The organism is Ruegeria sp. CDSB113, assembly GCF_059611045.1.
Window position 1 is genome coordinate 151,385 of record NZ_JBXWOU010000010.1, and the last position, 11,980, is coordinate 163,364.

General features: G+C 57.4%; 7 protein-coding genes. All 7 read right to left on the reverse strand.

Translation table 11 applies throughout. From position 1 onward, the window contains the following. Positions 1-14 precede the first annotated feature (14 nt). Positions 15-3,278 (reverse strand): adenylate/guanylate cyclase domain-containing protein, encoded by a 3,264-nt coding sequence (locus tag AC2FIS_RS17120; RefSeq protein ID WP_496774547.1) that lies wholly within the window; start codon positions 3,276-3,278, stop codon positions 15-17. A 132-nt stretch (positions 3,279-3,410) separates the two neighbouring features. Beyond that, entirely contained in the window at positions 3,411-5,120 is a 1,710-nt protein-coding gene (locus AC2FIS_RS17125) for an ABC transporter ATP-binding protein (RefSeq protein ID WP_108861691.1), read from the reverse strand. A 4-nt stretch (positions 5,121-5,124) separates the two neighbouring features. Next, entirely contained in the window at positions 5,125-6,075 is a 951-nt protein-coding gene (locus tag AC2FIS_RS17130) for an ABC transporter permease (protein WP_058273051.1), read from the reverse strand. Beyond that, on the reverse strand, positions 6,072-7,049 hold the full coding sequence (locus tag AC2FIS_RS17135; RefSeq protein WP_113789228.1) for an ABC transporter permease: 978 nt from the start codon (positions 7,047-7,049) through the stop codon (positions 6,072-6,074). The genes AC2FIS_RS17130 and AC2FIS_RS17135 overlap by 4 nt, the downstream gene beginning before the upstream one ends. A gap of 172 nt (positions 7,050-7,221) precedes the next feature. Next, positions 7,222-8,787, reverse strand: a complete 1,566-nt coding sequence (locus AC2FIS_RS17140; protein WP_496774548.1) for an ABC transporter substrate-binding protein — start codon at positions 8,785-8,787, stop codon at positions 7,222-7,224. Between the two features lie 126 nt (positions 8,788-8,913). Next, on the reverse strand, positions 8,914-10,494 hold the full coding sequence (locus AC2FIS_RS17145; RefSeq protein WP_496723604.1) for an ABC transporter substrate-binding protein: 1,581 nt from the start codon (positions 10,492-10,494) through the stop codon (positions 8,914-8,916). A 169-nt stretch (positions 10,495-10,663) separates the two neighbouring features. Then, on the reverse strand, positions 10,664-11,635 hold the full coding sequence (locus AC2FIS_RS17150; protein WP_496774549.1) for an alpha/beta hydrolase: 972 nt from the start codon (positions 11,633-11,635) through the stop codon (positions 10,664-10,666). Positions 11,636-11,980: the final 345 nt, after the last annotated feature.

Here is an 11,980-nt window from a genome sequence, read left to right on the forward strand (position 1 = left end):
AGCCCCTCACCTGATTAGTCCAGCGGCCCGACCAGCGATTGTTTGATGCCCAGGTTCTGAAACCGCGCCTTCAACTCGTCGAACCCTTCATGTGCCGTCAAAGGAATGCCCCAACCCCCGCATTCAGCCAGCGTTCGAGCCTGCAAGATCGACAGATCAACCATCGGCAAAGGCTCATCCGCTGTGAAATCGGCCAAGGCATCTGCGTACCGCGTGGCTTCGTCCCACTGCTTGCGCGCCAGCATGACGGCAGCGGCGTCCGTATAGAAATGCAGGTGGCTATGGCCAACACAGCCTTCGGCGATGATCTTCTCGCCAAGCTTTAGGTTTTCATCCTGCGCAGTTGGGTCCTCCTCGGCCATTGCCAAAGCTGACAGCGCTTTTGGTCCAACAAAATTCCGACCGTGCTCAAGGGCGATGTCGACCGCGCGGCGACCGGTTTCGCGAGCCTGTTCCAGTTGTCCGGCATAGACCTGCGTGCGGGCAAGGTGTTCCAGCGCCTGCGCCTCAAGGCGTTTCGCGCCAACGCGGTTTGCGATCTCGGCAGACAGGGTAAAGACGTCCAGCGCCTGATCTATTTCCCCTAAAAAGGTGTGCGCGACACCCAAACAAGTTTGTGCCACGCATTCCGGAACAAAGGCGAAATACTTCTGTGACACCTCGATGGCTTCCTGCGCATCCAACTTTCCTTGCGCTACATCGCCGGTATAGCTGCGCGCGACGCTCAGATTGTGCAGGTTTGCGGCCAAATCACGGACCAAACCCTTTTCCCGCGCCCGTTCGACCGCCTGCGTGTAGAATCCCGTTGCGGTCTGCATCGTGGCATTCATGAAATTGGCGTCGCCAAATCCACTGAGCGCGCCAACTTCAAGTCGCGCGGATTCAAGCTTTCTGGCCAGTGTTAGAGCCTTTTCGTTACTCTCAAGCGCCTTTGTCACCTGCCCCAGCGGGAAGTATACATTGCCACGCACATAGTTGATCTGGGCAATGTCGCGGTCAGACCCGCAGCGTTCCGCAGCTGCCTCGGCAATGTCCAAACTTTCCAGTGCTTCCTGATACAGGCTGGCCTGCCGCGCAGCCTGCGCCAGGCCGATTTGTGCACGGCAGATTTGTTCATCCGTGTCAGCCAGTTCTGCGGCCTCTTTGAATTCACGCAGGGCATCATTGGACAGGCCCTGCAACCGGTGCGTCTCACCCCGGGCGCACAGCAGATCAAAACGAACCCCTGCCGGCGCGGGCAGTTCCAGCGCCCGTTCGATCAACGGACTGGCATCGTCGAACTGAAAGACCTGTATCAGCTTGTCTGCGGCTTCCAGATATGCCTGGGCCGCATGGGTTGCGCCCGCGCGATCCAGATGCTGCGCCCGCAGGGTGGCGTCACGGTCCTCAAACCAACTCGCGGCCTGACGATGCAGGCGCGCACGTTCGGATTTCACCAAAGTTGCATAAGATCCGTCGCGGATCAGCGCGTGGGCAAACATCAGATCGGCCTCAGCCTCGCGGATCAGGGCCGAGCGGATCAGGGTCGAGGTATCCAGATGCCCTTCACCCAGAACAAAATTCAAAACTTCGGGCGAGAACCGCTGCCCCAGCACGGACGCCGCCTGAATCGACGTCCGGCTGGTCCGGTCCAGCGAATCCAGACGGGATTGAACAATGCCCTGAATGCTGCCGGGAACAGATTCCTGTTTAAGCACATCGATATTGCGCAATAACTGCTCAAGAAACAGCGGATTGCCCCCGGCGCGTTTTACGCAGGCATCTAACAGTTCCGGATCGATCCCGGTGAACTCTTCGACCAATTGCCGGGCCTGTTCGTCCCCCATCGGCGCCAGTTCCAGCTTGGAAATCAACGCACCATCCGTCGCAAGTTGCCATTCGCGGTCAATCGGATCGCCTTCCACACGGCTGGTCATCAGCAACACGCAGGGCAGATTGCGCGTCATGGCCGCGATATGGGCGCAAGCGGTCAGGATCTCGGGTGAAGCCCAGTGGATATCCTCGATATGGATCAACAAAGGCGTTTCCTGGCTGCGGGCCGAGATCAGGTCGTCGATGACCTGACGCCGCCCCCGCAGACGGGTTGCATTGTCCATCACCGCATAGACCTCGGCCAGACCGGGGTCTTGTTCAAGCTCAAGCAGCGCATTCAGATGCGCGGCATTCGCCGCTGTCACCCAACCCTTGCTAATTGCGTCCTTCGCTACAGTTGCACAGGTTTCCGTATCATCCGTCGGCTCCAGCCCCAAAATACTGCGTGTCACGGATTGGATGGCTGAATGCCCCTCGCGCGCACCGAAATCCATGACCACGCCATTGTGGATGGAATAAGATAGGCTGTCGGCCAGCTCAGCCACCTGTTCGGACAGGTGGGTTTTACCGATACCGGGCTCGCCCAGTACGATATGGACTTCACCCTTACCGTGCCGCTGGCATCGATCGAACGTTGCCGAAAACAGGGACAGCTCTCGCTCGCGGCCCACAAAGCGATGCCTGCGCGACCGGATGTTGCGCGCCATCCGGTCCAGCCGCCACAGCTCAACCGGATCACCAAGGCCTTTGATCGCCTTTTCGCCCATCGACTCACCAACAAAAAGCGGCCCTAACGCACGCTGAATGTCATGTGAAACCAAAGTTTCCCCCGGCACTGCCATGTCGGTGATGCGCGACGCCAGGTTCACACCATCACCTGTCACAGTGTATTCCGTATGGGCCTGACTGCCTGTCGTACTGGCAATCACCTGCCCTGACGCAATCCCGATATGGCAGGTCAGCGGCGGGTTCAGGCCGGGCAGAACCGTGTGAATTTCCAGCGCGGCCCGCGCGGCTCGTTCGGTATCATTCGTGTGCGAGATTGGCGCGCCGAACACGGCCATGACCGCATCGCCAATATGCTTGTCGATCCGGCCACCGTATTTTTCGACGACTTTGTCCACTCTGGTAAAAAACGCGTTGAGCAGCGCGTGCATGTCCTCGGCATCCAGTTCGCTGGTCAACCGGGTAAATCCGGTCAAATCGGCGAACATGACTGTCACCTGCCGCTTCGCAGGCTCCAGCGATTCCTCAGGCTGAAATGACGGGGTGGTTTCGAACGTCTCAAGCTCGGCAATCGCGCGCAAAAGCCGCCGACGGTCGCCGACAGCAGTGACTCCGATTTCGATCAGGTCTTCACCCGTCAGATCGGGTAAAATTCCAAAATCAATTTTGTTATCCAAAAAGGCTTGCGCGTAGTCAGATAGTCCAAGTGCGCTTAGCCAGTCCCTAAGGTCCTGAGACATGTCGCCCCTCTGAAGCCCCCAACTCCAAAGACAGACGTAGCACAACAAACCCGGATGAGTCTGCAAAGTTTGAATATTTTAATGTATATGCACACCCAATTGCCCGCGTGACGGGCAATTGGGTCTTTGGAGTTAGGTCTCGGCCTCTAGCCCGTCCGTCGACAGATCGTCCAGTTTCGGCATCAACCGCAGCAACTCGCTTGCATATTCGGTCTGCGGGTTGGCGAAGAGTTCGCTGGTTTCTTGAAGTTCAACCACCTTGCCTTGCTTCATCACGGCCACTCGGTCGCACATTTGCCGCACTACCGGCAGGTCGTGGCTGATAAACAGCAGCGTCAGACCCAGATGCTCCTGCAAATCCTTCAGGATGTTCAGGATTTGCGCCTGAATGGACACATCCAAGGCGCTGGTCGGTTCGTCACAGATCAGGAACCGCGGCTGCGTCGCCAGCGCGCGGGCAATCGAGATACGCTGCCGTTGACCGCCTGAGAATTCGTGCGGGAATTTCAGCCCGGCCTCATGGCCCAGCCCGACCTGATCCAACAGTTCGTCTACGCGGCGCTTGATGTCGGACCCTTCCATCAGCTTGTGATGGCGGATCGGTTCGGCCACGATATCGTCTACCCGCATCCGGGGGTTCAGCGACGAATACGGGTCCTGGAAAATCATTTGGATGTTCTTGCGATACGCATCCAAAGCGGCCCTGTTGGTCAGATCACTGACCACCTGACCGTCAAAGGTGATCGTACCGCCATCAACCGGGTACAGTCCCGCGATCATCCGCGCGATGGTGGACTTGCCCGAACCGGATTCACCCACGACCCCGAATACCTCACCCGCACGAATGTCGAAGCTTACGTCGTCAACGGCGGTGAAATAAGTGCGGTCCCACGGCAGCAAGCCTTTGCGCTGCAGGAACTTCTTGGTCAGATTGCGAATCTCGAACATCGGTTTGCTGGTGTCATTGTCCACCTTGGGCCAATGCCGCGCCATATCGTCGATGGCAAAACGGGTCTCACGCCCGCCATAGCTGATCTGCGGGAAACGGTGCAGTTTCAGAGTCGGGCGCGGCACAGCGGCGATCAGCGACTTGGTGTATTCGTGCGCGGGCTGACCCATGACCTGAGACGTCGGGCCGGTTTCCACCACCTTGCCCGCATACATGACCGTCACCTTGTCCGTGGTATCCGCGATCACGCCCATGTCGTGAGTGATCAGGATAACGCCAACCTGCCGTTCCAGCGCCAGCTCTTTGATCAGGTCTAGGATCTGCGCCTGAACGGACACGTCCAACGCCGTCGTCGGTTCATCCGCGATAATCACGTCCGGCTCTGTACAAAGCGCTAATGCGATGACCACGCGCTGCCGCATCCCGCCCGAGAACTGGTGCGGATATTGGTCCAACCGCGTGTCCGGGTCAGGAATGCCCACCCGGTCGATCAGATCACGGGCACGCTGGTTCGCCTCGGCATCCGTTCCGCCCAGATGGGCCTGGATCGTCTCGGTCAGCTGTTCGCGCACGGTAAACAACGGGTTCAGCGAGGTCAGAGGATCCTGGAAGATCATCGAGATTTTCTTGCCACGCAGGCCGCGCATTGCGACAGCATCCAGACCGCTGATCTGGTCACCGCTCAGCTTGATGGTGCCACTGGCAATCCGGCCGGGCCGGTCCAGCAGACCCATGATGGCCGCTCCGATTGTGGATTTGCCCGCACCGGATTCGCCCACCAGACCGTGGATTTCGCCCGGTTCAACGGACAGGTCCACGTGGTCCACGGCGGTGAACAGTTGGCGGCGCGTCGGGAATTCGACCGTCAGGTCGTTGATCGTCAGAAGACTCATGTAATCACCGCAGCTTGGGGTTCAGCGCGTCGCGCAGCCAGTCGCCCAGCAGGTTGACAGACAAGGCCAGCGCCAGAAGGGTGCAGGCCGGGAAGAACAGGATCCACCACTCACCCGAGAACAGGAAGCCCTGTCCGATACGGATCAGTGTTCCCAGCGACGGCTGGGTCGGCGGTGCACCCACGCCCAGAAAGCTGAGCGTTGCCTCGGCAATAATCGCCAACGCCAGCGAGATCGTGGCGATCACCAGAACCGGGCTGAGGACATTGGGCAGTATATGGCGGAACATGATCGGAATTGGCCCGCGCCCGATCAGACGGGCAGCCTGTACGTATTCCTTGTTCTTTTCCACCAGAGCAGCGCCGCGAACGACCCGTGCAAATTGGACCCAATCAGACAGGGCAATCGCGATGATCAGAACATAGATCGCCATTTCGTTGCGGTATTCGGGGGGCGTCACGCCCTTGGCAATGCCAAAGATGAGCATCGCGACCAGAATGGCCGGGAAGGTCAGCTGTACATCGGCAATCCGCATGATCAGGGTTTCGACCCAACCGCCAAAATACGCCGCAACCAGCCCAAGGATGACACCGATGATCAGCGCCAACATCACTGCCGACACGCCAACAAACAATGATATGCGCATGCCATATAGAATGGTCGAGAATACGTCGCGCCCCTGATCGTCAGTCCCCAGAAAGAAGGTTTCCTGCGTAAAGGCATTAGGCGTGCCCGGCGGTGTAAAGCCGTTCATCAGGTTCAGCGACGCCGGATCGAACGGATTATAGGGCGCGATGACCGGGGCAAAAACGGCAGCCAGCAAAAGGATCAGCACCACCAGTGAGGCGATCAAGGCAACCGGAGAATGCCGGAAGGACCACGCAAAATCGCTGTCCCAGAACTTGGCAAATCGCGATTTGGTGGGGGCGGTCGGGGTTTCGATGGTATCGGTCATGTGGCCCTCGCGTCGACACGCAGGCGCGGGTCAATGGCATAATAAAGAAGATCGACGATCAGGTTGATCGAAACGAACATGACCGAAATCAACATCAGATAAGCGGCCATGACAGGGATATCGACAAACTGGATCGCGTTGATGAACAGCAGGCCAACGCCAGGCCACTGGAACACCGTCTCGGTGATGATGGCGAACGCGATGATCGAGCCCAGCTGCAGACCGGTGATCGTGATCACGGGAACCATAGTGTTCTTCAGCGCGTGGCGGAAGTTGATCACCCGGTCCGACAAACCGCGAGCGCGTGCAAACCGGACATAATCGGCGCGCAACACCTCAAGCATTTCCGACCGGACCAGACGCATGATTAGGGTCATTTGATACAGACCCAGCGTAATCGCGGGCAGGATCAACGCCTTGAGGCCAGAGGCCGTCAAGAAACCGGTGGACCAGTTGCCAATCATAACGGTCTCGCCCCTCCCAAAGCTGGGTAAGAGGTCTAATTCAACCGAGAAAATGTAGATCAATAAGATCCCGATCAGGAAGGTCGGCAGGGACACCCCTATCAGGGAAACGGTCATGATGAGATTCGCAGCAATCCCTTGTCGTCGGATGGCTGTGAACACGCCCAGTGCAATCCCCATGGTGATTGCCAGAAAGCCGGAAACAAAAGCCAGTTCCAGTGTGGCCGGCGCGCGCTCGGCTATGATGGTCGAGACAGGACGTCCCTGACGATAAGACACACCGAAATTGCCTTGAACGGCATTTTTCAGGAACTTGTAGTACTGAACCGGAAACGGCTGATCCAACCCCAGTTCAGCCCGCAGCCGGTCGATATCGGCTTGCGTACGCTCCTGACCCAGCATGTTGTCGATCGGATCGCCGACAAACCGGAACATAGAAAATGCGACCAGACCCACGACCAGCAGTACGATCACGGATTGGAGCATCCTTCGGACGATATATGCGAACATTCACTTTCCCCATTGATCCGCTTCTCTATGCACGGGTCGGCTAAATGGTCAAGGTATCGCTAACGGATGGTATCAGAGCGATCCTTATTTCCTGCGTCACCGGTTTTATGCAGGGTACGATGCGGATTGGCGGTGCCGAACCGGCCCTCGCCAATCCAATGCTAAAACGTCTTCAGTTCACGGTCACCCAGCGCAGCAAAAAGAAGTTGTCGGGGCGCTGTGTCAGCTCGACATTGCTGCGCGTGCCCCAGACCAGTGGCTGCACATACATGGGCACATAGACCTGTTCGTCCTGAATGATCTTAGCCACTTCGTCCAGCATAGCCTGACGCTTGGTCTCATCCAGCTCGGACTGGATGGCAGGCAGCAGTTCATCCACGCGTGCGTTCGAAAAGCCGCCGAAGTTCCAGCTGCCCAGCTTTTTCTCTTCGTTTGGCGTCGCGACAAGGAACCGAACGGGGTGTTCCGCGTCAAATGTGCCGGGGCTCCAGCCCAGCAGGTACATGTCATAGTTATCCTCGCGCAGCTCGGGCCAGTAGTTGCGCACGGGCATCGCTTCCAGCTCGGCCGTGATCCCGATCTGGGCCAGCATGCTGACTACGGCCTGACACACCGCTTCGTCGTTCAGATAGCGGTCATTGGGGCATTTCAGTCCAAATGAGAATCCATCCGCGTATCCTGCTTCGGCCAGCAGAGCCTTGGCACCCTCAACGTCAAATGCGGGACGTTCGGCATGGGCCGATGAATAGCCGCTCATGGCCGGGCTCACCAATTGCGACGCCGCTTCGGCATTGCCGCGCATGATGGTGGCCAGAATGGCATCCACATTCACGGCCTGTGCCACCGCCTTGCGCACGCGTGGATCGCGGAACGGGTTAGGCTTGCCTTCATCGTCTGTGTATTTCAGCGTCTCGGCTTCATGATCAAAGCCCAGCATGATTACGCGGGCCTCGATCCCCTTGATGACTTCGACATCACTGTCTTCCTGCAGGCGCGCGACGTCCTGGATTGGCACCGGGTTGATCATATCCACATCGCCCGACAACAGCGCCGCAACGGCGGTCGCAGGATTCTGGATCGGGTTGAACTCGGCGCGGGTGATATTGTGCTCGACGTCGCCCCACCAGCCCTCATGAGGCTCCAGTACGGTTTTCAGGCCAGGCTCACGCTCGGTGACCTTGAAGGCCCCTGTGCCATTGGCATTGATGGTCGCAAAATTTCCGGCCTCTTTGTCAGGCACAGCGGCATCATTGGCTTCGGTCCAGCCCTGATCCATGATCATCCAGTTGGCAATCGAAGACGGGAACAACGGGTTCGGAGCGGTCGTCATGATATCGACGGTATAATCGTCTACGACGATGACTTCGCTGACCGGCGCAAACCAGCTGCGCGTATCAGCGGCCTCGCCCGAGGCGCGCTGATAGCTGAACAGAACGTCCTGCGCGTCAAAGGTACTGCCGTCGTGGAAGGTCACGCCCTCGCGCAGCTTGAAGCGCCAACCGTCGCCTTCGCCAATCGTCTCCCAGCTGACGGCCAAGGCCGGCTGAACGCTCATGTCCTTGTCGCGCCGGACCAGCCCTTCGTAGACGTTGTTGAGAAATCCCAGAACCGGGGCCGAGTTGACCGCGTGCGGGTCCATGGTTTGCGGGTCGGTGGTCGAGGCCCATTTGAAATCTGCGGCCTGAACACTGGTGGCAGCCAGCATCGCAATGCCAATGGCGCTGTTCCTGAGGATCATTGTTATGTCTCCCTGTTTCTGTGGCCGAGTTTTCTTGGTTTTTGCCGCATGCGCAAGGAAATCCCAGATCGCAACAAAAAACAGGGCGCGAAAATCGCGCCCTGTCTGATCGTCAAAGGTTTTGACTTACTTAATGGTGAAGTATTTGACCTTGGGCTGGTCTTCGGCATCCACGTCGATACCCACACCGTCGGCCATGCCCCAGTTCAGAACCTGGTGATGAATGGGGATGTAAAGCGCCTCATCCTGCACCACACGCCAGATGTCGGCGATGTCGGCATTCCGGGCGTCCAGGTCGGTGTTCGAAGCGAGCGACTTGATCTTCGTGTCCAGCGCGTCGTCCTGATAGCCGGTTCCGTTCCATGTGCCGATGTCGTCTTCGCGACCGTGGACAAGGAAGTTGAAGATGTATTCCGAGTCATATGTCGGAACACCCCAACCCAGCATGTAGAAATCTGTCTTGCCATCGGTGATCAGCGGGAAGTGCTGCGCCTTGGGCTTTGCGTCCAGATTCACGGTCACGCCGATCTGGCCCAACATCCCAACGGCCGCCTGACAGATCCCTTCATCGTTGATGTATCGATCATTCGGGCAGTCCAACCGGAGCGAGAAGCCATCGGCATAACCTGCCTCTGCCATCAGTTCCTTGGCCTTTTCCAGGTTAGTGGCGGATTCGCCGTCCATCGCTTCGGTCCAGCCGTTCACGAATGGCGGTGCGATCATGCCCGCAGGCTGCGATTGGCCGCGCATCACGACCTGCTTGATCGCATCGCGGTTGATCGCCATCGACATCGCTTGACGCACCCGCACATCGGCCAGAGGGTTCTTGCCGTCTACGTTGTCTGCTTCGAGATCGTCCGCACCCTGGTTCATGCCAAAGAAGATCACACGGTTCTGTGGGGCTTGCTTGACCATCAGGCCATCGGCACCATTGACACGGTCAATGTCTTGCACCGGCATATCCTGCAGGAAGTTCACCTCACCCGACAACATCGCCGCAACACGGGTCGCAGCGTTCTGGATCGGGGTATAGACAATCTCGGTCACTTCCATCGGGAACTGGTCGATGCCCCAATAGTTGTCGTTGCGCACCATCACGGTTTTGACGTCAGGCTCGCGGCTTTGAAGGACATAAGGCCCCGTACCGTTGGCATTGGTGGTGGCAAAGGTGATCTCGCCACCCTCGAAATCCTGCACATTGACAGTGTTGTTTGCCTCGGCCCAGCCTTTGTCCAGAATGAACAGGTTGGTCAGGTTCGACGGCAGGATCGGGTTCGGACCATCCGTAACAATCTCGACGGTGTAATCGTCGACCGCGCGCACTTCGGTGATCGAACCGATCAGCTCTTTCATGTCCGAATTAGGCTGCTTGGCCCGTTCAAAGCTGAACACCACATCTTCGGCGTTGAAGTCCGCGCCGTCATGGAATTTCACGCCTTCGCGCAGTTTGAAAACCCAAACATTCGGATCATCGGCCTTGGGCCCCCACTCGGTCGCCAGCGCCGGCTCGAATGCTCCGGTCACGTCGCGAATGATCAGCGGCTCGTACATCTGGTGCCGTATTGTGTGTGACGGGCCTTCGTTTTGCGAGTGCGGATCCAGCGTCAGTGCATCACCAGCACGTGCCCATCGCAGCGTTTCCGCCGATGCGGCACCCGCCATCAATGCGGTCGCACTGGCAGCGATCATCAGGTTCTTCAGGATCATTATAATCTCCCCGTTTTTTCGTTAGTACCGTTCCGTGGAACGGCAGACCGGTTTTGTCGGTCTTGGTAGTGCTGATCATCCAGATCATTCTGAAGGTTGCAACACCAGATTGTGAACTATTTGGATTTCCGATCAAATTTGAAAAGCCGACATATCGCGAACACACGATTCAGCGCAAAATGACCGAGCGCTGATGCGGATCATCCGGGAAAACGCGCCCGGATTGGACGCATTGAAAAATATGCCGGAACACCAGGCCCGCCTCGCCGCCCGGCGAAACCGGACCAAAATACTTGTGGCCGGTGGGGGTGTCATAGGCCGTATTGATATCGTCACAGTCGACCTGAAATATGTTATGCGGCGTTCGATCGATATTCTCTGGCCCCGTATGACCCAAACGGCGAGACGCCACTTTGTTCTTGAGGTTTGCTGCCTTGCTGGCCCGCAGCGCGAGATCGTCGGATGCGAAATAAACAACCACATTCCGCGACGCATGGCTGACCAGCACACCGGGTTCATGTTCATGCACGGTTTCATTGACGACATCTGCGGCGACCATGAACGTGTTTCGGAACAACAGCGGCACGCCCGACGCCAGATCATACCGATCCCATTCCATCAAAGTCTGGCGCAAAACCCGATTGCCCATCGAATGCGCCAGCAGGTTGATCCGTTTCAAGCAGGGAGCGATTTCGGGCTCGTTATCCTCACTGTTGCGCCATTCCAGGAAACGCTCCAGCACCCGCGCAAAGGAAAAGCCGCTTTGGTCCGCGGATTTCTGGTCATCCCAGTACTTCTGTACGATGCCTTGCTTGGCGTCGCTGGGCCAGATCAGGGGCAACACCATCACCTCTTCAGGTTTGGCCTGATCACACAGACGCTGCAGTTCAGCTGTTGTTTCGAACACGTCGTCGGGCAGGTTATTGAACCCGTGAAGATACAGCAGGATCTGACGGCAATTGTTGTCACGCACCCGCCGCAGCAGCTCCTTGCTGGTTATTTCGGTGTGATGTTCATCTTCACCCTTTTCACAATAAAACACCGAATTTGAAGGCGCATTGTTGTCCAGATCAAAGGTAAAACGGCGTCCTTTTCGGGTGCGAATACTCTGGGTCGGGAATCTGTTCGTGATAAAAAGCATAAAACCCCCCTCTTGTTCAGGATGGAATCAGCCTAACAAGTCAACCGCATTGGTGACACAAAAAACCCGGAACTCTGACCGTATCTATGGTCGTGTTTTTTCAAAGGGTTTCGCATCGGGCAGGTCATGGACGACCAGAACAAAACCGGGGCGGTCCCGCCCAAGCTTCAACCTCATAACTCGCGCTCATCATCAGGCATCAGGTACTGGCTGGGGGACTCCACGACAGGCTCACCCCTTCAAGAGGCGGCCTTGCGTCCACTGTTAATTCACTGCTGCGTTTATTGGTGTTGTTATGAGTGATGGAGTGATTTGTGAGATTGTTCTGCCCCATTTTGTGACGGG